Source organism: Caulobacter sp. CCG-8 (assembly GCF_037402475.1).
Lineage (GTDB): Bacteria > Pseudomonadota > Alphaproteobacteria > Caulobacterales > Caulobacteraceae > Caulobacter.
Map to the genome: position 1 here is coordinate 1 of NZ_JBBEUD010000027.1, position 23,302 is coordinate 23,302.

Below are 23,302 nucleotides of genomic sequence, written 5' to 3' on the forward strand. Positions count from 1 at the left end.
CGCGGCGTCGGCGACGGCTTCGGCGGCCTCGACGATTTCCGCCGCGGGCTCGGCGACGGCCGGAGCGGCCTTGGCCGGCGCGGTCTCGTTCAGGGCGGCCTGCAGTTGCTCGTCGACCACGGCCTCGCTGGGCGCGCTGGGCACGGCGCGGATCTCGGCGGCGGTGATCACCTGGACGTGGCCGGCCGGACCGGCGTAGCCGCGGCCGGCGATCAGGCTGGCCAGGGACGCCTGGGACAGGGCTGCGAACTGCAGGACCGAGGTCTCGTCGCCCTCGAAGGTCAGCAGGCAGACCTGGCCCGCCTGACGGTCCGGGAACAGGCCGGCCTCCAGCTCGACGGCCAGGGTCTGCATCTCGACCGGGTCCAGGCTCTCGGCCTTGGTGTCGGCCAGCACGAAGGCCAGGGGCGCGACGGCGCCGTAGCGGCGCGGGGCCTTCCAGCGATGCTTGAGGTACAGGTCGGCGGCGGCTTCCACCTGGGAGACCGGGATGTTCCGACCCGCCTCGCCCAACGGACTGGCGGTCCCGGCGACCAGAATTCTCAAGCACGCAATAGCCGTCATGGGCCGGGAAACTACGCGCGAAAGCTTGGCGAAATCTTTACGTGAAGATAGCTAACGCCATCTTTACCTCAAAGATCAACGTTCTTCGCAGAACTGTGACAATTGGGCGCGGAATGGCGAGGTTCGCCCCATAAGACCGTCATCCTCGGACTTGTTCCCAGGATCACGAGCGGAGCTACGCGAACGTCTCCTGCAGCCGGAAATCCAGCCGCTGCTTCACGCCCGGCCAGTCGGCGTCGGTGATCGAGAACACGGCGGTGTCGCGCACGTGGCCGGTCCAGGTGATCTTGTGGTTGCGCAGCACGCCCTCGCGGTCGGCGCCCAGCTTCTCGACCGCCGCCTGGCTGCGGGCGTTGCGGACGTCGACCATGAACTCCACCCGGATCGCGCCGGCGTCGAAGGCATGACCCAGCAGCAGCCGCTTGGACTCCGGATTGATCGGGCCCGAGCGGGCGTCGGGGTGCAGGAAGGTCGAGCCGACCTCCAGCCCGCGATGCAGCTTGCGGATGTTGAGGTAGCTGGAGGTGCCCACCACCTTGCCGTCGCTCAGGCGGCGGATGGCGTAGCCGATGCGCTCGCCGCGCTCGGTCTCGCCCTTCAGCGCGCCCCACCAGTCGGCGAAGCCTTCGCCGCAGCCGTTGGTCGACATGATCTCCCAGCTCTCGGGGTCGCAGTCGATCGCCCCCTTCAGCTCGGCGCGGAGCTCCGCGGTGATCGGTTCCAGCCGGACGTAGCGGCCTTCGAGGGGGTGAATCTGGATGTTCATGGCCGGCAGGATGGCCTCGACCGGCGGCCCCGCGCAAGCATCTGGCGCCCCTCTTTTCCATCGGTCTGGCTCTTTGCGCCCAGGGCGGCGGCGGGGAGAGTGCGGGCGGCGCGACGCTGCTGACACATCCTGACACCAACAGGCCGCAAGTTCCGGGCGGCGGTCGCGCACCTGACCGCCTAACGACGACGCGCGGCCGCCTTGGACCGCGACGCACACGGGGAGAGACCGATGACTTCCAACCCACGCCGGGTCGCGGCCGGGCTCGCCGCGCTGCTGGGTCCGCTGGCCCTGGCCGCCCCCGCCTTCGCGACCGATGCGCCGGCCGCCCGCCAAGCCGTGTCCGACGCCTGGTGGACCGGACCGATCCTGGCCTCGGGCGCCTCGACCCTGCCCAAGGGCCACGCCCTGATCGAGCCCTATCTCTACGACGCCAAGCCCTACGGCGCGATCGACGGCGAGGGGAAGCGCCACGACGTCCCGGACGCCGACGGCTTCGGCTCGCTGACCTATCTGCTGTACGGCGTCACCGACACCTTCACCGCCGGGGTCATCCCGCGCTTCGGCTACGCCCGTACCAAGGCCGGCTCCAGCTCGGGCGTCCAGCTGGGCGACTTCACCGTCCAGGGCCAGTACCGCCTGACCCAGTGGAAGGAAGGCGGCCGCACCCCGACGATCTCGGTGCTGCTGCAGGAGACCCTGCCCATCGGCCGCTACGACCGGCTGGACGACCGCCCGCACGACGGCTTCGGCAGCGGGGCCTACGCCACCACCCTGGGGGTCAATTCCCAGACCTATTTCTGGACGCCCAACGGCCGCATCCTGCGCACGCGCCTGAACGTCGCCTACACGGTCTCGGGCCACGCCGACGTCGAGGGCGTCAGCGTCTACGGCACGCCGACGGGCTTCGACGGCCGGGCCAAGCCGGGCGACTCGTTCAACGTGGACCTGGCCTTCGAGTACAGCATCACCCGCCAGTGGGTGGCGGCCCTGGACCTGGCCTATCAGCGCGACGCCTCGACCAAGGTCAGCGGCGTGGACGGCGCCGGCGTCGCCTACGCGCGCCGCTCGCCGGTCAGCCAGGCCCTGATCCTGGCCCCGGCCGTCGAGTACAATTTCAGCCCCGCCGTGGGCGTGATCATGGGCGCCCGCATCGTCCCGGCCGGCCGCAACGTCACCGCCTCGGTGACCCCGGTGATCGCGGTGAACTACGTGCTGTAGCTCCTGGCCCCGACCCTATCGGTTTTCCCAGCTTGCCCTGGACGGCAACCGGCGCTAGCTTGCGTTCAAACACTTGTTTGACACGCAGAAAAAGAACGGGATCGGGAAGCGCCATGGATTTCGACATCTCCCCCACGCAGCGGCAGTTCCTGGACCGCGTCACCGCGTTCATGGAAGAGCACATCAAGCCCGCCGTCCCGGTCTACGAGGCCGAGATGAACGTGCTGGGCGCCGAGCGCTGGAAGGTCGTCCAGGTGGTCGAGGAGCTGAAGGCCAAGGCCAAGGCCGCCGGCCTGTGGAACTTCTTCATGCCGCCGCACAGCGGCCAGACGCACGTCGACGACACCTTCCAGTTCGAGGGCGTCCAGCTGACCAACCTCGAATACAGCCTGATCGCCGAACAGCTGGGCAAGATCGGCTTCGCCTCCGAGGTCTTCAACTGCTCGGCGCCGGACACCGGCAACATGGAAGTGCTGATGCGTTACGGCACGCTGGAGCAGAAGGAGCGCTGGCTGCGCCCGCTGATGAACGGCGAGATCCGCAGCGCCTTCCTGATGACCGAACCGGCGGTGGCCAGTTCGGACGCCACCAATATCGAGACCCGCATCGAGCGCGACGGCGACCACTATGTGATCAACGGCCGCAAGTGGTGGAGCTCGGGCGTGGGCGATCCGCGCTGCAAGGTCGCCATCGTCATGGGCAAGACCGATCCCGACAACGCCAGCCGCCACCAGCAGCAGAGCCAGGTGCTGGTGCCGATGGACGCCCCCGGCATCGAGATCGTCCGCATGCTGCCGGTGTTCGGCTATGACGACGCCCCGCACGGCCACGCCGAGGTGATCCTCAAGGACGTGCGCGTGCCGATCCAGGACGCCCTGCTGCTGGGCGAGGGCCGCGGCTTCGAGATCGCCCAGGGCCGCCTGGGCCCCGGCCGCATCCACCACTGCATGCGCACCATCGGCACGGCCGAGGTGGCGCTGGAGAAGATGTGCAAGCGGCTGATGAGCCGGAAGGCCTTCGGCAAGTACATCTCCGACCACTCGGTCTGGGAGGAGCGCGTCGCCGAGGCCCGCATCAACATCGAGATGTGCCGCCTGCTGTGCCTCAAGGCCGCCGACATGATGGACAAGGCCGGCAACAAGTCGGCGCGTCTGGAGATCGCGATGATCAAGGTGGCCGCCCCCAGGCTGGCCCTGAAGATCATCGACGACGCCATCCAGGCCCACGGCGGCGGCGGCGTGACCACCGACTTCGGCCTGGCCAAGGCCTATGCCGGCATCCGCACCCTGCGCCTGGCCGACGGCCCGGACGAGGTGCACGAGCGCACCATCGCCCGCATGGAGTACGGCAAGTACGGCGACCTGGTCTTCAAGCAGAAGGCCGAGAAGGAAGCCGCCCTGCACGTGCCCGGCATTCGCTAGCCGCGCCACCCCCGACGCGGTCAAGCGGCGAAGGCCTCCCGGAGCGATCCGGGAGGCCTTCTTCAGTTCTGGACGTCCCCTCCCGCTATCGGACCCCGGCGGCTATTTCGCCGACGCCGGGCCCCACCCGCCGTCGGGGTCGTCGTCCACCGTCGCCACCGACGCCACCGCCTGGCCGCCGACCGGGATCGTGAAGCCCGGCATGCGGCGCGGCGCGGCCGTCGGGATCGGCGTGGCCGGAGCCCGGGGCGCGCCCGCCGCGGCGTTGACGCACTGGGCGGTGTCGCTGAGCGCGTGCTGTCCCAGGCAGAAGACGTCTTCGTACTGGGGACCGGCCACCGCCAGGCACTGGTAGAGGTTCAGCTTGGCCATCTTCATGCACTGGCCGCTGGTCTCTTCGTGCATGACGTTGTCCAGCTCGCCGACATGGTCGTCGTCGGCCGCGCCCAGCAGGGCCAGGGCCGCCAGGGCCGCGGCCCGGACGGTCACAGGCGTGAAAGCCGCGCCGCCCTCGCCCCCGCCGCCGAAGGTGCGCTCGCCCCCCTCGCGCGGCGCCGTCGCCGCCTGGATCAGCCGGCCGGTATCGTGGTCGTCGGGATTGAAGAAGGCGGCCGAGATCGCCTTGACCTTGGCCAGACGGCCGGCGCTGTCGACGATCGCCCCCTTCGACCAGTCCTGGCGCTGGATGTCGTAGGCCGCCTTGCGCACCGCCTTGCCGGTGGCGTCCAGCGGCGCGCCGCGCTTGAGCAGGGCCGCCTGGGCCCGGCTGGCGGCGGCCGCCACGCCCTCGATGTCGAGGACGCTCTCGGGGTCGTCCTGCAGGCGGGCGGCCAGCACCTCGGACGGGGTGTCGCGGGTGGCCCGCCGCACGCCGTCGATGAAGGCCGGCTCCTGCAGGGCCGCGATGGCCCCGTAGGCGATCATCCCGGCGTCCAGCTGTTCGGGCTGGTAGGCCGCGCCCTTGGCCAGGGCCTCGGAGACGCCGCCGCCGTCCGCGAACGCCGCCGAGATGCCGCCCGCGCCCCGGGTGTAGGTTTCGAAGGCGCTGGCCGCCGCGACGACGTCGCGGGCAAGGCTGACGCCGGGTTCGCTCCGCTCCTGACGAGCGACCGCGAAACCGGACACGGCGACCACGGCGACAAGCGCGCTCGTCGCCCAAATGACAGGGTGTTTCATCTTGATAGCCCCAGGCCGAACTTCAGCCCTACTGAACGTCCCTCAACTGGAGCATTCCCCAATATTTTCGCCATAGCGAGAGACATGGTTCATGTATTGGACTATTTTACTACACGCCTCCGGTGCGTTAATCTTAAAAATAAGGTCTTCACCCTAGTTCACTACGGGAATGACCTTATGTCGGAAAGTCGACATTTCTCCAAACGTCAGTATTCAAAGCCCGGAGCGCACCGCCGCGCCCGCGGCGGGCTGGACCGCCGACGGGAGCGGTCCGGCCGCTCCCGTCGGGATTCGCCTCAGTTCCCGACCGGGATCGGCGACGACATCGCCGCCACCGCCTGACCCGCCACGGGGATCGTGAACCCGCGGGACGGACGGGCCGCCGGACCGGGCGCCGTCGTCGGGAGCGTCCCGCCGCCCGCCGCCTCGTTGACGCACTGGGCGGTGTCGATCAGGGCGTGCTGGCCCAGGCAGAAGACGTCCTCGTAGTGCGGACCGGCGACGGCCAGGCACTGGTAGAGGTTCAGCTTGGCCATCTTCATGCACTGGCCGCTGCGCTCGTCGTGCATGACCTTGTCCAGGCCGTCGACGTCGTCGTCACCGGCCGCGCCCAGCACCGCCAGGGCCGCCAGGGCCGCGGCGCGCGTCGTCACCGGGGTGAAGGCCGCCCCGCCCTCGCCGCCGCCGTTGAAGGCGTCGCCCTCGCGCGGCGCGGTGGCGGCCTGGATCAGCCGGCCCGCGTCGTCGTCGCCGGGGATGAAGAAGGCGGCCGAGATCGCCTTGACCTTGGCCAGGCGGCCGGCGGCGTCGACGATCGTGCCCTTGGACCAGTCCTGGCGCTGGATGTCGTAGGCCGCCTTCTTGACCGCCTTGCCCGTGACGCCCAGCGGCGCGCCGCGCTTGAGGAGGGCCGCCTGGGCCCGGCCGGCGGCGGCCCCGACGCCGTCGATCTCGAGGACGCTCTCCGGATTGGCCTCAAGGCGCTCGATCAGCGCCTGCTCCGAGGTCTCGCGGGCCGCCTGGCGGACGCCGTCGATGAAGGCCTGCTCCTGCAGCGCCGCGATGGCGCCGTAGGCGATCATGCCCGCGTCCAGCTGCTGGGGCTGATAGGCCGCGCCCTTGGCCAGGGCGTCGGCGACGCCGCCGCCGCTTTCGAACGCGGCCGAGATCGAGCCCGCGCCGCGGGTGTAGGTTTCGAAGGCGCTGGCCGCGGCGACCACGTCGTGGGCCAGGCTGACGCCGGGCTCGCCGCGCTCCTGGCGGGCGACGGCGAAACCGGAGACGGCGACGACGGCGATCAGCGCGCTCGTCGCCCAGAGAACAGGATACTTCATGATGGATGGCCCCAGACCGAACTTGAGGCCTATTGGGCGATCATCGCGGTTGATCAGGTCGTAATTTTCACCCTTAATCGACCGTTAAGATACAAGTATTGGACTAGTTTTGACGCGCATTTTGTCGCACTTCGCGTTTCACATTCAGGAACATTACTTACAATAGACAATTATATGAACGAATGTCGAGCAGCCGACAGTTTCCACTACTGAAACCTCAAAGCGAGGAACACTGCATGGCAACGACGACGGGTGGCGCGCGCCCGTCGCCATGACGACGTCCGAAAACCGCGAGACGGCGCCCCTTCCGGGGCTATGATCGGGCGCATGGACCTCGACCCCGACGTTTGCTACCGCGCCATCCAGACCCGCGACGCCCGCTTCGACGGCCGGCTGTTCGTGGCCGTGAAGACGACGGGCATCTACTGCCGGCCGGTGTGCCCGGCCCGCACGCCGTTGCGCCGGAACGTCACCTTCCACGCCACCGCCGCCTCGGCCCAGGAGGCCGGCTACCGCGCCTGCCTGCGTTGCCGCCCGGAGACCTCGCCGCAGCTGGGGGCCTGGAACGGGGCGTCCAACACCGTCAGCCGCGCCCTGGCCCTGATCGAGGCCGGCGCCCTCGATGAGGGGGACGTCGAGACCCTGGCCGAGCGCGTCGGCGTCGGCGGCCGCCAGCTGCGGCGGCTGTTCCTGCAGCATCTGGGCGCCACGCCGGTCGGGGTAGCCCAGACCCGGCGGGTGCTGCTGGCCAAGCAGTTGATCCACGAGACCGACCTGCCGATGGGCGAGGTGGCCCTGGCCGCCGGCTTCGGCAGCGTGCGCCGCTTCAACGAGACCTTCCAGCAGCTGTACGACCGGCCGCCCGCCGCCCTGCGCCGGCGCAAGGTCCTCCCCTCTTCCCATGGGGCCGCTCCGCCCGGCGAAGCCATCTCCCTGACCCTGCGCTATCGCCCGCCCTACGACTGGGACGGCATGCTGGCCTTCCTGGCCATGCGCGCCATCCCCGGCGTCGAGGTGGTGCGGGACAACGTCTACCGCCGGACCATCGCCCTGGACGGCGCGGCCGGGACCCTCGCCGTGACGCCGATCGGCGGCGACCGTCTGAGCGTGGCGGTGCGCTTCCCCAAGCCCTCGGCCCTGCCCCGCATCCTGGCCCGGGTGCGAGCGGTGTTCGACCTGTCGGCCGACCCGGTCGGCATCGGCGAGGTGCTGTCGCGCGACCCGCGCCTGGCCCGGATGGTCGCCGCGCGCCCCGGCCTGCGGGTGCCCGGCGCCTGGGACGGGTTCGAGCTGGCCGTGCGCGCGATCCTGGGCCAGCAGATCACCGTGGTGCAGGCGCGCAAGCTGGCCGGCGACCTGGTGGCCTCGCATGGCGAGGCGCTCTCGGACCCCTGGGCCGAGCCCGGCCTGACCCACGCCTTCCCGACGCCCCAGCGCCTGGCCGCCGCCGACCTGTCGGGCCTGAAGATGCCCGGCGCGCGCATCCGCTGCCTGTCGAGCATGGCCGCCGCCGTCGCCGACGATCCGAACCTGCTGTCGCCGACCGCCGGCCTGGCCGAGATGGTCGCCCGCCTGCGCGCCCTGCCCGGCATCGGCGAATGGACGGCCCAGTACATCGCCATGCGCCAGCTGCGCGAACCCGACGCCTTCCCGGCCGCCGACGTCGCCCTGATGCGCGCCCTGGCTGACCCCGACGGGGTTCGTCCGACGGCGGATGAACTCCTGGCCCAGGCCGAGGCCTGGCGCCCCTGGCGGGCCTATGCCGCCCTGCACCTATGGGCGTCGCTGGCCGACGAAGGCGCGCCGCCCATCCGGAAGGTCAAGCGTGCGGCCTGAGGTCCTGACACTGAGCGTGCTGTCCACCCCGATCGGCGAGATCGACGTGGTCGCCGACGCGGAAGGCCGCCTGCGGGTGCTGGAATTCCACGACCAGCCCGAGCGCCTGGCCAGGGCCCTGCGCCTGCACCACCGCGGCCAGACCGTGGAGACCGGCGCCGCGCCGGCGGCCGTGCGCGATGGCCTGGCCGCCTATTTCGCCGGCGAGCTGGAGGCGCTGCGGACCGTTCCCTGGACGATCGGCGGCACGGACTTCCAGCACCGGATGTGGCGCGCGCTGGTCGAGATCCCGCCCGGCGAGACGACGACCTATGCCGGCCTGGCCCAGCGGCTGGGCCGCCCCTCGGCGATGCGCGCGGTGGGCGCGGCCAACGGCGCCAACCCGATCGCCGTCGTCGTGCCCTGCCACCGGGTGATCGGAACCGGCGGGTCCCTGACCGGCTACGGCGGCGGGGTGGAGCGCAAGCGCTGGCTGCTGGAACATGAAGGCGCCCGCGCCTAACCGAAGGCCCGCTCATCCCGGCGAATGCCGGGCCCCAGATCCGATGGCGATGTGGCTGATCAGCGCTTTTGGCGTCAGCTCCAAAGCCATTCCATCTGGGTCCCGGCATTCGCCGGGATGAGCGGATTTCAAAGGTTCCCCCGCCCCTCACATCCCCTAAGATGGCCGGGTCCCGCGGAACCCCCAGGCCCCATGCAGCTGTCCCTCCCGACCACCACCTCCGTCCGCTGGCTCAGCTGGCTGCGGCGGCGGATCCGGTCCAGCGAGCTGTGGCTGATCGCGGTGGCCATCCTGATCGGGGCGGGCGCCGGGGCCCTGGCGGTGCTGCAGGCCAAGCTGGCCCATGGCCTGCAGGTGATGCTGTTCGCCATCGACATGGACGAGCGGCTCAGCGCCCAGAGCGTGATCGCCCCCTGGCGGCTGTGGGCCATCCCGATCGGCGGCCTGGTGCTGGGCGCGGCCACCTGGGCCTGGCTGAAGTACCGCCCCAAGCCCGCCGTCGACCCGGTCGAGGCCAACGCCCTGCACGGCGGCCACCTGTCGGTCCGCGACAGCACCTTCATCTGCGGCCAGACCCTGCTGTCGAACGGGGTCGGCGCCTCCGTCGGGCTGGAGGCCGCCTACGCCCAGGCCGGCGCCGCCATCGCCTCGTTCGTCGGCCAACGGCTGAACCTGCGGCGGGCCGACATGCGCACCCTGGTCGGGGCGGGCGCGGGCGCGGCCATCGCCGCCGCCTTCGGCGCGCCCCTGACCGGGGCCTTCTACGCCTTCGAGATCGTCATCGGCGCCTACACCGTCGCCAACCTGGCCCCCGTGGCCGCCGCCGCCCTGGCCGCGGTGCTGGTGGCCGGGCGGATGGGCGGCCTGCCCTATCTGCTGAAGACCTCGACCCCGGCGGTGCAGTCGTGGTTCGACTACGGCCTCTACGCCCTGCTGGGCGTGGTCTGCGCCTTCGCCGGCATCGCCCTGATGCGGCTGGTGGCCTCGGCCGAGGGCCTGGTCGGCAAGACCAAGCTGCCCAAGACCTTCCGCCCCATGGTCGGGGGCCTGGCCCTGGCGGCCATGGCGATGATCACCCCCCAGACCCTGTCGGCCGGCCACGGGGCGGTGCACGTCAACCTGACCGCCGACCTGGGCCTGAAGATGCTGGTGATCCTGCTCTTCATGAAGGCCCTGGCCAGCGTGGTGTCGCTGAGCTTCGGCTTCCGGGGCGGCCTGTTCTTCGCCTCGCTGTTCCTGGGCGTGCTGGTGGGCCAGATCTTCGCGGCCCTGACCGTCTTCGTGCCCTGGCTGCCGTCGCTGGACCCGACGGTGGCGGCCCTGGTCGGGCTGGGGGCGTTCGGGGTGGCGGTCGTCGGCGGCCCCTTCACCATGTCGTTCCTGGTGCTGGAGGCGACCGGCGACTTCACCGTGGCCGCCGCGGCCCTGGTGGCCTCGCTGATCGCCAGCGCCATCGTGCGCGAGACGTTCGGCTACTCGTTCTCGACCTGGCGGCTGCACCTGCGCGGCGAGACCATCCGCAGCGCCCACGACGTCAGCTGGATGCGCCCCCTGACCGCCGGCCGGATGATGCGCAAGGACACCAAGACCATCCCCGCCGAGGCCACCCTGGCCGAGTTCCGCCGCCGCTATCCGCTGGGCTCCACCAAGCGGGTGGTGGCCCTGGACGCCACGGGCCGCTACGCTGGCATCGTCCGCACCGCCCTGGCCTACGCCCATCCCGACGAGAGCGAGGAGGCCGTCGCGTCCCTGGCCCAGTACACCGACACCGCCCTGACGGCCGACCAGTCGATCAAGGAGGTCATGCGCGCCTTCGACCACACCCAGGCCGACGAACTGGCGGTGATCGACGGCAATCGCGAGGTGATCGGGATCCTGTCGGAAGCCTATGCGACGCGGCGGTACGCCGAGGAACTGGACAAGGCGCGGCGGGAGCTGACGGGGGAAGTCTCCTAAAACCTTCTCCCAGAGGGAGAAGGAGGGGCCCGCGCCGAAGTCGTGGGAGGATGAGGGGTTACACCCTCGACCGGCGTGCCGGCCCGCCGTCAACCGTTCCTACCCCCTCACCCTCCCGCCGCTACGCGGCGGGCCCCTCCCTCTCCCTATGGAAGAGGGATCAAATAAATCGGATTCCCGATCAGCAGCAGCCGCCCCTGCGCATCCCGCAGGTTCAGCCGCACCCACGACGCCTTGTCGCCCATCTTCACGGTGAAGGCCCCGTTCGCCCCCACCGCCACCGGCAGCTTGGCCCCGTCGCGGATCACCTCGACGCCCGCCATCTCGCCGCCGGTCACGGACACCGTGAACGCCACCGCCTCGCCCTTGCGCGCGGTCAGCACGCCGCCCATCGCGGCCGCGCCCGCCTTGGACCTGGCCGAGAAGTCCAGCATCCGGTCCCGGGTCCCGTCGAGATCGATGAACACCCGGCCCGCGCGCACGCCCGCCAGAATCCCTGCCGTCGACAGCTCTTCAGCATGGACCACCGTGGTCGGCCGGCCCACGGACCCGGGCGTGTCGGGCGTCAGGCCGGCGTCGTGGTTGTCGCTGCCGCCGACGGCGGTGATGCGGTGGCCGGCGTTCAGCTGGGCCTCCCAGAACGGAACCCCGAACAGCGGACCTTCGACGCCGCCCTGGGCGCGCTGGGAGCCGCCGTTGGCGACCTCGATCGACTGCACCTGGTCATAGTCCGTGTCCGGAACGGTCCAGCCGCAGCCCATGCACTGCTCGCCCGAGGGCGAGCTCGGGTGGTTGATCGAGAACACCCCGCCGGCCGCCGCCACCGCGTCCTGCAGGGCCTTGATCGTCGGCACGCTGGGGTCGCCCAGCCGGAAGTCGATGAAGGCCGTCGGGCCGAAGACGTTGGCGTGGCCCTGGAACGTCGTCACCTCGCGGCCGGGGATCAGCAGCAGCTGGTCAAAGGCCGGCTGCAGCTCGGCCATGGCCTCGTAGTGGCTGGTGGTGTTGTGGTCGGTGATGGCGATGAAATCCAGGCCCCGGGCCTTGGCGGCCTCGACGGTGCGGTAGACCGGGCACGGGGCCCGGACGCCCGACTGCGCCAGGCAGGAGCCGTCGCTGTGGGCGGTGTGCATGTGCAGGTCGCCACGATACCAGCCGGGCGCGGCCTTCAGCGGCCCGGGGGCGAAGCCGGTGACGCCGGGCCGGCGCTCGAAGGTGATCCTGGCCTCGTAGGCGGCGTTGGAGTTCGGTCGCGCGTTGGGCACGCCCAGCAGCAGGGTCCAGCGGCCGGCCGGCAGCGGACCGGGCAGGTAGCTGGGGGTGGCGTCCTCGGCCGAGACCGTGAAGCGCTTCTTGTTGCCGCCGCTCCAGCCGCGGAACCGCACCGGGTCCAGCAGGCCCAGGTCGACGACGGTCTTCTGGTCGCGGGCGTAGTCGACCTCGACGGTCAGGCGGGTGACGCCTTCCGGTACGTCGAAGGTCACCGGCTTGTAGGTCTGGTGGTCGGCGCCCAGCACCTGGCCGGTCAGGACCAGGTCGGGCTTGCCCGCGTCGGCGGCCCAGGCGGGCGAGGCCAGGAAGAGGAAGATCAGCGCCAGCCAACGGACCATGTTCGGCTCCCTAAAAAGGCGGGCGACCGGTCGAAACCGGCCGCCCAGTCGCGGGGAATGCGGGGAAGAAGGACTAGAACCGGTACATCAGCGCCGCGCGGAACGAGCGGCCGAACTCCGGACGGCCGATGCCGTACAGGGCCCCGGCCTCGCCGCTGATGATCTGGCCGGCGCGGGGATTGCCCTCGGTCAGGCCCAGTTCGTTGGTGAGGTTGTTGCCGTAAGCGTAGACCGTCAGGGCGTCGGTGATGTTGTAGCGGACCGTGGCGCCCAGCAGGGTGTAGGCCGGCAGCTTCGAGGTGTTGGCGGCGTCGGAATAACGATCGCCGTAGCGCTCGACGGTGGCCTGCAGGCGCAGCTTGCTGTCCAGCAGGTTCAGGCCCGGCGTCACCCGGAACGAAGTCTTGGGCACGCGGATCAGCTGGTTGCCGGTGAAGTCGCGGGTGCGGCTGGCCGTCGTGGCCGGCGGCTTGACCTGGCAGGTCGGGTCCGAGGCCGCGACGGTGCAGCTTTCCTCGAACTTGTAGTCGCCGAACTCGGGGTTCTGGATCGTGGCGCTGACGTTCAGGTCGAACCACGAGACCGGGCGCACCGTGCCTTCCAGCTCCAGGCCCAGCGTCTTGGTGCCGGTCATGCTGGTCTGGTTGACGTAGGCGCCGGTGGTCGGATTGAACACCAGGCTGCCGAAGCCGAGGTTGTCGTAGGTGGTCTGGAAGGCCGTGGCGTAGAGCTCGATCTTCGGAGTCACCCATTTGAAGCCCAGCTCCGACAGGTCCATCGTCTGGACCATGCCCGTCGAGTTGGTGGCGTTGGTGATGTAGTCGCCCAGAGACGGCAGGCGGAAGGCCGAGGTGTAGCGGGCGAACATGCCCATATCGCCGGTGAACTTGTAGTCGACGCCCAGGGTCCAGCCGGCGTGGTCGAACTTGCGGTCCAGGCGGTCATAGACGCCCGTGCCGGCCAGCACCGTGTCGTCGGCCGGGGTGGGGGACTGGCCGAGATTGATTGTGGTCGAGCGCTCGCTGCGGCCCTCGAACTCGATCTTCTCCCAGCGCACGCCGGCGTCGACGCGCAGCTTGGGCGTGATGCTCCACTCGTCGGTCAGGTAGAGGGCCACGGTGTTGGACTTGCCGTCGCCGTTGGCGAACTCGGCGCCGTAGCGGCTGATGCCGTTCTCGGTCAGGCTGGACAGCACCTTGCCCGTGGCGTCGACGGCCACCAGGTCCAGGCGGCGGGCATTGCTCCGCACGTCCAGCAGGGCGTTGGCCGAGTAGCGGTTGAAGGCCTCCTCGACGTGGGCGGTGTAGACGCCGAACGCCACGTCATGGCTCTGCTCGCCGAACTCGAACTTGTGCAGGAAGCGGGCGTCGTTGATCAGTTCGTCCAGCGGCACCGAGACGTAGCGGAGCGAACCGTCCAGCACGAGGCCGTTGCCGTTCTGGCCGGCGCCGGCGGTGTTGAACACCTCGCCGCTGGTCGTGTAGCGCAGCTGCACATCGGTGGCGCCGGGCGTGGCGGCCAGCAGGGCGGCGCGGTACTGGGCGATGCGGGCGCTGCCCAGCACCGGGGTGTTGGGGAACAGGCCGATGCGCTTGGACTCCGAGGTGCGGTAGCGCAGCGTGTCCTGGAAATGCCAGCCGTCGAACGGCTCGTACTTGAACACCGCCGTGGCCTGGGTCAGCTCGACCTCGGTGCCGCGCGTCAGGTCCCAGTTGAACGGGCCGGTCGGGCCGCGCAGGGTCAGGTGGGCGGTCTCCGGCCCGGCCAGGGTGCCGGTCAGCGGGTCGAAGCCGGGGGCGGCGCTGGGCTCGCCGGCGGCGTTGAACTTCAGCGGCACGCCCGCGAACAGGATGACGTTGTCGTCCAGGTGTTTCAGGTTGAACTCGATGCTGCCGCGCTCGAAGTCGCGCCCGGCCTCGATCCGCCACTGATAGCCCTTGTTGGCGTCGAAGCCCGGGTCGCGGATGCCGTCTTCCTCGCGCCAGAAGCCGCCGATCGAAGCGTGCCAGCCGGCCGCCAGCGGGCCGCCGTAGAACAGGTCGACGCGCTTGGTGCCGTAGTCGCTGATCTGGACCTTGGCGATGCCTTCCGGCGTGTCGCCGCCCTTGCGGGTGATGAAGTTGACCGTGCCGCCGGGGGCGTAGGAGGCGAAGATCGACGAGGGGCCGCCGCGCACCACCTCGATGCGGTCGATGGTCTCGTCCAGGCGGAACGACTGGTCGGCGTTCAGATAGCCCAGGCCGCCGTCGTGCTGGATCGGCGCGCCGTCCTCCTGCAGGGCGATGGCCGAATAGCCTTCCTGCGGGATGCCGCGGGCGCGGATGTTGGCGCTGGCCTCGCCGCCCGAGGCCTCGACCCAGAAGCCGGGCACGGCCTTCAGCGCGTCGGCCACGCCCATCGGGGCGCGCATCCGCAGCGACTCCTCGTTCATGGTGGTGACGGCGTAGCTGGTCTCCAGCCGGGTGCGGGCGTCCGAGCCGGCGCGCGAGGTGACGATGATCTCGGCGACGGTGTCAGCGGCCGCCGAGCCGGCGGCCAAAGGGGCCGAACCCTTTTCGCGCAGGGTGATGACCTGGGCGTTGGCCGAGGCGATCTCCAGCTCGCCGCCGTCGATCAGCCGGCGCAGGGCCTCCTCGCGGCCGTAGGCGCCCTTCAGCCCGGCGGTGCGGTGGCGAGCGGCGACGTCGTAGGGGAACATCAGCTGCACGCCGGCCTGGCGCGAGAAGGCGTTCAGGGCGGTGGCGGTGTCGCCGGCCGGGATGTCGAAGGTCACCCGCGCGGCCGCTTGGGCCACGGCCTTCACCGGGACGACGGAAACCAGCGCCGTGGTGGCCAGCAACGCGCATGCGCCCAGGCGCAGACCCAAGGTCTTGATCATAGGAGAGCCCCCTGTTGTCGTTGATCGCCGTGATCGGCGTCTCGAACGGCAAGACGGGGGAGCGGGGCAAAACCCCTATCGAGATTTAAGAAGAATTCGCGACGGCCCGTCCTCGACGATCCGTACACCGAAGGTCATGCGCAGGGCGTCCAGGAAGCTGTCGGGATCGCCGGTCAGGAAGCGGCCGCCCAGGCGCAGGGACCCGGCCTTGTCGTCGGCGATCACCAGCTTGCGGGTCAGGTAGCGATTGTACTCCTCGACCGCGACCGACAGGGGCTGGCCCTCGAAGACGATCTCGCCGCGCCGCCAGGCCTGGACGCTCTGGACCTCGTCCTCGGGCGTGGCGACAACCGCGACGCCGTGCGGCGTGACCTCCAGGGCCTGGCGGGCGTCGGCGGGCCCGACCACCTGGGCCCGGGCCGCGCCCGAGGCGGTCTCGACCGCCGCCTGGCCGGCCAGCACGATCAGGTCCAGCCCCGCCGGGCGCAGGCGGGCGTTGAACTGGCCGGCGGCCAGACGCGCCAGGCCTTGAGACGTGAATAGCTCGAACGGCCGCAACTGGTCGTGGGCGATCATCAGCGCCGCCTCGCCGCGCGACAGCCACAGCCGCCGCCGCTTGCGGTCGAACCGCCAGAAGACCTCGGTGTCGGTGTTCAGCTCGACCGAGCTGCCGTCGGGCAGGGCCAGGGTGCGGCGCTCGCCCACCCCGGTGGTCACGCGGTCGCGCAGCAGGACATCACGCCCTAGATAGGCCGCGCCCGCCAGGCCGGCCGCCAGGGCCGCCCCGCCGCCGGTCAGCCAGGCGCGGCGGCTGGGCCGCGGCGTCGCCTCGTCCTCGGCCTCGCGCAGGGCGTCCAGGCGGCTCCAGGCCGTGGCCACCTCGGCGAAGGCGGCGGCGCGGCGCGGATCGGCCTCGCGCCAGGCGTCCAGGTCCTGTTCGGAAGCACGGCCGGCGTCGAGGCGCGCCAGCCACAGCGAGGCCTCGGCGATCAGCGCGTCTCTGTCTTGATCGCCCGGTTTGCCCATGAACTCGATCGTTTCCCGATACTGCGGCCATCGCCCGTGGCCAGGGCCTTGGTCAAGAGCTTCAGGCCCTTGGCGAGGTGTTTCTCGACTGTAGAGACGGACAAGTTCAACCTAACCGCTATCTGCCCGGGCGAAAGGCCGTGCATTTTTCGCAAGGTCAGCACTTTTCGGCACTGGACCGGCAGCCGCTCGAGGGCGGCCAGCACCAGGTCCAGCTCCTGGCGGGCGCTGGTCACCGCATAGGCGTCCGGCGCCGGGTCGGGCAGAGCGTCCATCTCCAGCACCCCGATCTGACGGATGCCCACCACCTTGGCGCGGCGGAAGCGTTCGAAGGCCAGGTTGCGGATGATCGTCATCACGAACCGCTCGGGCGTCTCCAGCCGTCGCCACTCGGCCACGCCCAGCACCTTGGCGTAGGCCTCCTGCACCAGGTCCTCGGCGTCGCCCTCGTCGCCGACCAGCTTGCGGGCGTAGGCCCGGTAGTTGGCCGCGTAGGGCAGGACGCTGGCGGCGAACCAGCGGTCGATGTCGCGTAGCCAAGCCATGGAAGACGTCCGCCCCCTCATCGCTGCGCCGGATCCTCGAGGCGCTGAACTAGCCGCATCGTGTGTCGGTTTGCTGACAGCGCCCCGGGGCCTTGCCGACGGCGCGGATGGGCTTAGGTGTGAGGGGCGGCGCAGCGCGAGGGACCCCGGTGGTGAGCGATCGGCTCTGGCATGGCCAACTGGACCTCGGCGACCGCTGGGCGGTGTGGACCGGCTCCATCGGGGCCAGCGTCCCGCACCGCCACCTGGCCGCCCAGCTGGTGTTGGGCGACACGCCGGTGGGCGTCGTGGACGGCCTGGGCCGGCGGCATGAGGCCCGGGCCGTGCTGGTCGATCCCCTGGTTCAGCATCGCCTTGAGCCGCACGACCAGGCCCGCCAGGTCTTCGTCGAGGCCATGGCCCCCAGCGCCGAGGCCGTGGCCATGCTGACGGCCCTGCGCCCCCTGCCCGACGCGCTGGTCCTCAGCTCGCCCAATCCGCGCCTCCAGGCCTGGCGGCGCATCCTGACCGATCCCGAACCGCATGACGCCGCGCCGCTGCCCGAGGCCCTCGCGCGCTCGCTGGCCGTGATCGACGCGCGGCTGGCCGAAGGACCCGTGCCCCTGGCCGTGGCGGCCTGGGCGGCGAACCTGTCGCCCGAGCGCTACCGCCACCTGTTCGTCGAGGCCCTGGGCCTGCCCTATCGCCGCTACCTGCTGTGGCGCCGGGTCCAGCGGGCCTTCGTGGCGCTGAAGTCCGGCGAGGACGTGACCGCCTCGGCCCACCTGGCGGGCTTCGCCGACGCCGCCCATTTCGCCCGCACGCTGAAGGGGATGTTCGGGGTGACGGCGACGCAGATCCCGGTTTGAGGCCGCCGCACCAAAATCGTTGTCATCCCGGAAGCCTCGTAGAGGCTGTCCGGGACCTAGGGGACTGGGCGAATGCTGTGCGACCGCCCCTGGGTCCCGGACAAGTGCTGCGCACTTTCCGGGATGACAACCGTGGGATGGCGGCTAAGTGAGCCCCCTAGCCGCTACGTTCAATCGTCCTCCTCCGCCGCCGGCCATGCTGCCCTCATGATCGACACCCGCCCCCCGGACACCCGCCCCTACGTCCCCGCCCTCGGCCGGCCCGAACTGACCGGTCTCTACGACCACGTCGTCGCCCTGGCGACCCGCGAGCGGACCTGGCGCTCGGCCCTGGTCGCCCTGATCGATCCCCGGCCCGGCGAGACCATCCTCGATGTCGGCTGCGGCACCGGCGCCCTGGCGGTGATGCTGAAGACCGCCTGCCCGGCCGCGCGGATCGTCGGCGCCGATCCCGACCCGGCCGTCCTGGCCCTGGCGGCCGCCAAGGCGCGCAGGGCGGGGGTCGAGATCGACTGGCGCCGGGCCATGGGCGACCGGCTGGCCGAGGTCGCGCCGACGGGATCGGCCGACAAGGTCGTCTCCAGCCTGGTGCTGCACCAGTGCCCCCTGCCGATGAAGCTGGCCATTCTCCAGGCCATGCACGCGGCGCTGAAGCCGGGCGGGGCGATGATCGTCGGCGACTACGGCCTGCAGCGCACGGCGTTGATGCGGCTGCTGTTCCGTCAGGTGCAGATGGTCGACGGCTTCGCCCTGACCGAGCCCAACGCCAAGGGCGTGCTGCCGTCGCTGATGGCCCAGGCCGGCTTCGCGGGCGTCGAGGAGCGGCGCGTGGTCCCCACCCTGACCGGCTCGATCTCGCTCTACCTGGCGACCAGACCGGAGCCCAAAGCCCTTCCCCGCGTTTGACGTCCATCTGTTTCCGAGGTGGCGTCATGACCGATTTCGATTTCCGCCGGGACCTGATCTCCCGGCCGATCCTGCAATGGGCGCGCGGCGTCATGCCCGCCCTGTCCCAGACCGAGCGCGAGGCGATCGACGCCGGCGACACCTGGTGGGACGCGGCCCTGTTCACCGGCGATCCGGACTGGAACGAACTGCTGGCCTTCCCCACGCCGAAGCTGCGCCCGCACGAGCAGGCCTTCATCGACGGGCCGGTCAACACCCTGTGCGCCATGCTCGACGACTGGACCATGACCTGGGAGACGCGCGACCTGCCGCCCCAGGCCTGGGCCTATCTGAAGAGCCAGAAGTTCTTCGGCATGATCATCCCCAAGGACTACGGCGGCCTGGGCTTCAGCGCCTTCGGCCACGCCGAGATCGTGCGCAAGATCGCCACCCGCTCGGTGTCGGCGGCGGTGACGGCCATGGTGCCCAACAGCCTGGGTCCGGGCGAGCTGATCATGAAGTTCGGGACCCAGGCCCAGCGCGACCACTGGCTGCCGCGCCTGGCCGACGGTCGCGAGGTGCCCGCCTTCGGCCTGACCAGCCCCGAGGCGGGGTCCGACGCCGGGGCCATGGTCGACGAGGGCGTGGTCTGCCGCGGGCAATGGAAGGGCCAGGAGGTCCTCGGCATCCGCCTGAACTGGCACAAACGCTACATCACCCTGGGACCGGTCTGCACGGTGTTGGGCCTGGCCTTCAAGCTGCGCGACCCGGACGGCCTGCTGGGCGGCGAGGAGGACATCGGCATCACCTGCGCCCTGGTGCCCACCGACACCGCCGGGGTCGAGATCGGCCGCCGCCATCTGCCCGCCTTCCAGACGTTCCAGAACGGTCCCAACTGGGGCAAGGACGTCTTCATTCCGATGGACCTGGTGATCGGCGGGGCCGAGCGCGTGGGCCAGGGCTGGAAGATGCTGATGACCGCCCTGGCGGCGGGTCGGGGCATCTCGCTGCCGGCCCTGTCGGGCGCGGCGGCCAGCTTCAGCGCCCTGACCACGGGGGCCTACGCCCGCGTCCGCAGCCAGTTCAACGTGCCGATCGGCAAGTTCGAGGGCGTGCAGGAGCGCCTGGCCCGCATCGCCGGCAACGCCTACCTGCTGGACGCTGGCCGCCGCCTGACCTGCGCGGGCCTGGACCTGGGCCATCACCCGTCGGTGATCTCGGCCCTGCTGAAGTCGGGCGCCACCGAGCGGATGCGGGTGGTCGTCAATGACGCCATGGACGTGCACGGCGGCAAGGCGGTGATCGAGGGGCCGCGCAACTACATGGGCTCGCAGTACCGGGCTATCCCGGTGGGCATCACCGTCGAGGGCGCCAACATCCTGACCCGCAGCCTGATGGTGTTCGGCCAGGGCGCGATCCGGGCGCATCCCTATTTGCTGCAGGAGATCCTGGCCATCGGCGAAGAAGACCGCGCCAAGGGCCTGGCCGACTTCGACGCCGTGTTCTGGAAGCACGTGGCCCACAGCATCCGCACCGGGCTGAGGGCCTGGAGCCGCAGCTGGACCGGCGGGGCCTTCGCCCCGGCGCCGGACGCTGGGCGGGCCAGTCAGTTCTACCGCCGGATGGGCCGCTACAGCGCCGCCTTCGCCCTGACCTCGGACATCGCCCTGCTGACCCTGGGCGGCGCCCTGAAGCGCAAGGAGATGCTGTCGGGCCGCCTGGGCGACATCCTGGCCGAGCTCTATTTCCTGTCGGGCGCCCTCAAGCGCTGGGAGGACGAGGGCCGCCAGGACGCCGACTTCCCGCTGCTGCAATGGTGCATGGACACCGGCTTCGCCACGATCGAGCAGCGCTTCGACGAGGTGTTCGCCAACCTGCCCAACCAGCTCGCCGGCTGGCTGTTGCGGGCGGCGATCCTGCCGCTGGGGCCGCGCCGCCGGGGACCGTCGGACCGCGTGACCAGCGCCTGCGCCGAGCTGCTGCTGCACCCGTCGGAGACCCGCGACCGGCTGATCGAGAACGTCTATGTGGGCGGCCAGGACGAGGCCGTCGGCCAGCTCATCGACGCCTTCGAACGGGTGGTCGCCACCCAGCCGATCCACGACCGCCTGCGCGCCCAGAAGGTCCGCCACTGGCGGGACGGGGTCGAGCAGGGCTGGGTGTCGGCGGAGGAGATCGCGGCCCTGGAGGCGGCCGACAAGGCGGTGGCGGCGGTGATCGCCGTCGACGATTTCGCGCATGACGGGCTGAGCACCCGGAGCGTCGCCGACGCCCATCCCGCGCCCCCGATCTGGACCGACGGCGTAACGCCGCGGCCGGGGTTCGAGGAGCAGCGGACGTTCAGCGGGGTGGGGCCGTAGACGACTTGGGGGACACACACTCACCCATGGGCTTCGCCAGGTCGGCAAGGTCTCAGGGTGAGTGTGTGTCCCCGCCTTCAAACTCTGCGCTTGATTTATAATATAATTGCGGCGACCTTCCGCCCGCCTCCTCAGCGAGGCGCGTAAACGTCGGGAGAGAACGTCATGCGGGGCAACCGCTTCATCATCGCCGGGACGGCCGCCAGCCTGCTGAGCCTCAGCGTCGCCCAGGCGGCCGAGCCCCCGATCTATCTCGGCGTCGACATCTCCTACGCCAACGAGATGGACGACTGCGGCGCGGTCTACAAATCCGGCGGCGCGAGCGTCGACCAGTTCCGGTTCTTCAAGTCGGCGGGCGCCAACGTCGCGCGCATCCGCATCTGGAACGATCCGGACTGGACCAAGTACTCCAACCTCGCCGACGTGAAGCGCAGCATCAAACGCGCCAAGTCGGCCGGGATGCAAGTGCTGCTGGACTTCCACTATTCCGACGACTGGGCCGACGGCGACAAGCAGATCGCCCCCAAGGCCTGGGCCAAGCTCTCGACACAGGACCAGGCCAAGGCGTTGTACGCCTTCACCCACGACACCCTGGTCGAACTGGACCGCGAGGGCCTGATGCCCGAGCTGGTGCAGGTGGGCAACGAGACCAACGGCGAGATCGTCTCCAGCCTGGCCAAGGCCAAGGAACCCATCCACTGGAACCGCAACGCCCTGCTGTTCAACGCCGGGATCAAGGCCGTGCGCGACGCCGGCAAGGAGACGGGCAAGCCGCCCCGGGTGATGCTGCATATCGCCCAGCCCGAAAACGCCGAGCCCTGGTTCGCGGCGGCGACCAAGGCCGGCGTCACCGACTACGACATCATCGGCCTCAGCTACTACAGCAAGTGGTCCAAGCGCTCGATGGCCCAGCTGGGCCAGACGATCGACCGGCTGCGCCACACCTACGCGGCCGACGTCCTGGTGGTCGAGACGGCCTATCCGTTCACCACCGAGAACGCCGACACCTCGCCCAACCTGCTGGGCGAGGACTCGCTGATCGCCGGTTATCCGGCCACGCCGGCGGGCCAACAGAAATATCTGGTCGACCTGACCCAGCTGGTGCTGTCCAGCGGCGGCACGGGCGTCTTCTACTGGGAGCCGGCCTGGGTCTCGACCAAGTCGTGCGGCACCCGCTGGGGCAAGGGCTCCAACTGGGAGAACGCGGCGGTGTTCGACTACAAGGGCCAGGACAACGGCAGCGCCGAGGCCTGGCTGAAGCACGCCTACGTCCTGCCGGTGGAGGTGACGTTCAAGACCAAGGCGACGAGCGAAGCCGCCTTCATCGACGGCGACTTCCTGGCCGGCGTCGGCCCCAGGCCCATGACCCGCGAGGGCGACGCCTTCGTCTACCGCACGCGACTGGCGCCCGGGACCTCGGTGACCGTGGCCACGGCGACGACGGCGGCGGGCGTGGCGGACGCCTCGGCGGTCACCGCGACGGTGGGACAGCGAGCCAGCGTGGTGCGGGTGGGGGAGTAAATACCCCTCCCCTCAGCCACTCAAAGGTTGTCATCCCGGAAGCCCCGCAGGGGCTGTCCGGGATGACAACGGTTTTGGGTGAACCCCGCTACTTCCTGTAATCCAGGCTCGGATACCAATCCCCGCCGCGCCCCTCCGGCGTCATGTCCAGGAAGTTCCACAGCGGGACCAAGTCGGGGGCGCCGCGGGGATCCTGGCCGGGATCGGCGCTGTCGCCGGTCATCTCGCCGGACCAGAAGTGGCGGATCACCCCATCGCGGCGGGTGAAGACGTTGTAGGCCGGGATCTCGTCGCCGTTCGGCAGCAGGCCGAAATAGTCGCGCGAGTAGTTCCCGTTCAGGTCGGTGTAGAGCCGCAGGTTCCGCCAGCCGCGTTCCCGCTTGAAGGCCAGCAGCTTGTCGAGCGGCGAGCGGGCCACCACCGCCAGCGACATCTTCTGGTCGAGGTCGGCGGCGTTGCCGTCCAGCGGGCCCAGCAGGGCCGTGCACATCGGGCAGGGCCGCTCGCGCTGCGGTCCGAACATGTAGCTGTAGACGCCCAGGGTCTGCTTGTCGCGGAACAGGCCGGCGAAGTCGACGCGGCCCTCCTCGCCCTCGAACTGGTAGTCGCCCCGCACCTCGCCGCCGGGCGGCAGGTCGCGGCGTTGCTGGGCGACGCGCTCGAGATGGCGGCGCAGCTCCAGCTCCTCGGCCAGCAGCGCGGTGCGGGCGGCCCGGTATTCGGGGCTCTCGTTGGGGAACCGCACCGGGCTGCGCGCGGCGAGCTCGGCGGCGGGGGTGAGGGTTGGTCGGGCGTCCATGGCGACGGCCTCCGTTTCTGATGTCGACATAACTGAAGACGCGCGAGGTGGGTT

Annotated in this window: 17 protein-coding genes and 1 pseudogene; 9 read left to right on the forward strand and 9 right to left on the reverse strand. The window is 70.5% G+C overall.

Translation table 11 applies throughout. From position 1 onward, the window contains the following. Positions 1 to 546, reverse strand: a pseudogene (locus tag WAE60_RS21350) (hypothetical protein); the annotation flags it as partial. Positions 547 to 739: 193 nt separating this feature from the next. Further along, positions 740 to 1,330 carry a GNAT family protein gene (locus tag WAE60_RS21355; RefSeq protein ID WP_337688602.1) on the reverse strand — a complete coding sequence of 197 codons (591 nt, stop codon included), beginning with the start codon at positions 1,328 to 1,330 and terminating at the stop codon, positions 740 to 742. Positions 1,331 to 1,561: 231 nt separating this feature from the next. Between WAE60_RS21355 and WAE60_RS21360 the strand changes: the two genes are divergently transcribed. Together WAE60_RS21360 and WAE60_RS21365 are read left to right on the forward strand one after the other, a co-directional pair. Further along, positions 1,562 to 2,551, forward strand: a complete 990-nt coding sequence (locus WAE60_RS21360; protein ID WP_337688604.1) for a transporter — start codon at positions 1,562 to 1,564, stop codon at positions 2,549 to 2,551. A gap of 113 nt (positions 2,552 to 2,664) precedes the next feature. Next, the gene (locus tag WAE60_RS21365) at positions 2,665 to 3,972 is read left to right on the forward strand and encodes an acyl-CoA dehydrogenase family protein (protein WP_029907982.1); all 1,308 of its coding nucleotides are present in this window, start codon (positions 2,665 to 2,667) and stop codon (positions 3,970 to 3,972) included. Between the two features lie 102 nt (positions 3,973 to 4,074). On the opposite strand, the gene WAE60_RS21370 is transcribed toward WAE60_RS21365, so the two are convergent. Both WAE60_RS21370 and WAE60_RS21375 read right to left on the reverse strand, forming a co-directional pair. Beyond that, positions 4,075 to 5,106 (reverse strand): hypothetical protein, encoded by a 1,032-nt coding sequence (locus tag WAE60_RS21370; protein WP_337688606.1) that lies wholly within the window; start codon positions 5,104 to 5,106, stop codon positions 4,075 to 4,077. Positions 5,107 to 5,444: 338 nt separating this feature from the next. After that, positions 5,445 to 6,482 (reverse strand): hypothetical protein, encoded by a 1,038-nt coding sequence (locus WAE60_RS21375; protein WP_337688608.1) that lies wholly within the window; start codon positions 6,480 to 6,482, stop codon positions 5,445 to 5,447. Between the two features lie 327 nt (positions 6,483 to 6,809). Between WAE60_RS21375 and WAE60_RS21380 the strand changes: the two genes are divergently transcribed. From WAE60_RS21380 to WAE60_RS21390, 3 genes are all read left to right on the forward strand, one after another. Beyond that, on the forward strand, positions 6,810 to 8,318 hold the full coding sequence (locus tag WAE60_RS21380) for a DNA-3-methyladenine glycosylase 2 family protein (protein WP_337688610.1): 1,509 nt from the start codon (positions 6,810 to 6,812) through the stop codon (positions 8,316 to 8,318). Next, positions 8,308 to 8,820: a methylated-DNA--[protein]-cysteine S-methyltransferase gene (locus WAE60_RS21385; protein ID WP_029907986.1), complete on the forward strand. Its 513-nt coding sequence runs from the start codon at positions 8,308 to 8,310 to the stop codon at positions 8,818 to 8,820. Before WAE60_RS21380 ends, WAE60_RS21385 begins: the two co-directional genes overlap by 11 nt. Before the next feature lie 192 nt (positions 8,821 to 9,012). Next, entirely contained in the window at positions 9,013 to 10,776 is a 1,764-nt protein-coding gene (locus WAE60_RS21390; protein WP_337688612.1) for a chloride channel protein, read from the forward strand. A 146-nt stretch (positions 10,777 to 10,922) separates the two neighbouring features. On the opposite strand, the gene WAE60_RS21395 is transcribed toward WAE60_RS21390, so the two are convergent. The 4 genes from WAE60_RS21395 to WAE60_RS21410 form a co-directional block, all read right to left on the reverse strand. Beyond that, on the reverse strand, positions 10,923 to 12,386 hold the full coding sequence (locus tag WAE60_RS21395; RefSeq protein ID WP_337688614.1) for a CehA/McbA family metallohydrolase: 1,464 nt from the start codon (positions 12,384 to 12,386) through the stop codon (positions 10,923 to 10,925). A gap of 73 nt (positions 12,387 to 12,459) precedes the next feature. Next, positions 12,460 to 15,264, reverse strand: coding sequence for a TonB-dependent receptor (locus WAE60_RS21400; RefSeq protein ID WP_337688615.1), 2,805 nt, complete (start codon positions 15,262 to 15,264; stop codon positions 12,460 to 12,462). Positions 15,265 to 15,339: 75 nt separating this feature from the next. Further along, positions 15,340 to 16,290, reverse strand: coding sequence for a FecR domain-containing protein (locus WAE60_RS21405; RefSeq protein WP_337688616.1), 951 nt, complete (start codon positions 16,288 to 16,290; stop codon positions 15,340 to 15,342). Continuing rightward, positions 16,254 to 16,835 carry an RNA polymerase sigma factor gene (locus WAE60_RS21410; RefSeq protein ID WP_029907993.1) on the reverse strand — a complete coding sequence of 194 codons (582 nt, stop codon included), beginning with the start codon at positions 16,833 to 16,835 and terminating at the stop codon, positions 16,254 to 16,256. Before WAE60_RS21410 ends, WAE60_RS21405 begins: the two co-directional genes overlap by 37 nt. Positions 16,836 to 16,987: 152 nt before the next feature. Between WAE60_RS21410 and WAE60_RS21415 the strand changes: the two genes are divergently transcribed. The 4 genes from WAE60_RS21415 to WAE60_RS21430 all read left to right on the forward strand — a co-directional run bounded on the left by WAE60_RS21415 (position 16,988) and on the right by WAE60_RS21430 (position 22,449). Beyond that, entirely contained in the window at positions 16,988 to 17,683 is a 696-nt protein-coding gene (locus WAE60_RS21415; RefSeq protein WP_337688618.1) for a helix-turn-helix domain-containing protein, read from the forward strand. 207 nt (positions 17,684 to 17,890) lie between these two features. After that, entirely contained in the window at positions 17,891 to 18,589 is a 699-nt protein-coding gene (locus WAE60_RS21420) for a class I SAM-dependent methyltransferase (protein WP_337688620.1), read from the forward strand. Positions 18,590 to 18,615: 26 nt separating this feature from the next. Then, positions 18,616 to 20,928, forward strand: coding sequence for an acyl-CoA dehydrogenase (locus WAE60_RS21425; protein WP_337688622.1), 2,313 nt, complete (start codon positions 18,616 to 18,618; stop codon positions 20,926 to 20,928). A 165-nt stretch (positions 20,929 to 21,093) separates the two neighbouring features. Next, positions 21,094 to 22,449: an arabinogalactan endo-1,4-beta-galactosidase gene (locus tag WAE60_RS21430; RefSeq protein ID WP_337688623.1), complete on the forward strand. Its 1,356-nt coding sequence runs from the start codon at positions 21,094 to 21,096 to the stop codon at positions 22,447 to 22,449. 88 nt (positions 22,450 to 22,537) lie between these two features. Here the strand turns inward: WAE60_RS21430 and WAE60_RS21435 are convergent, their stop codons facing one another. Further along, on the reverse strand, positions 22,538 to 23,248 hold the full coding sequence (locus tag WAE60_RS21435; protein WP_337688624.1) for a DUF899 family protein: 711 nt from the start codon (positions 23,246 to 23,248) through the stop codon (positions 22,538 to 22,540). Positions 23,249 to 23,302: the final 54 nt, after the last annotated feature.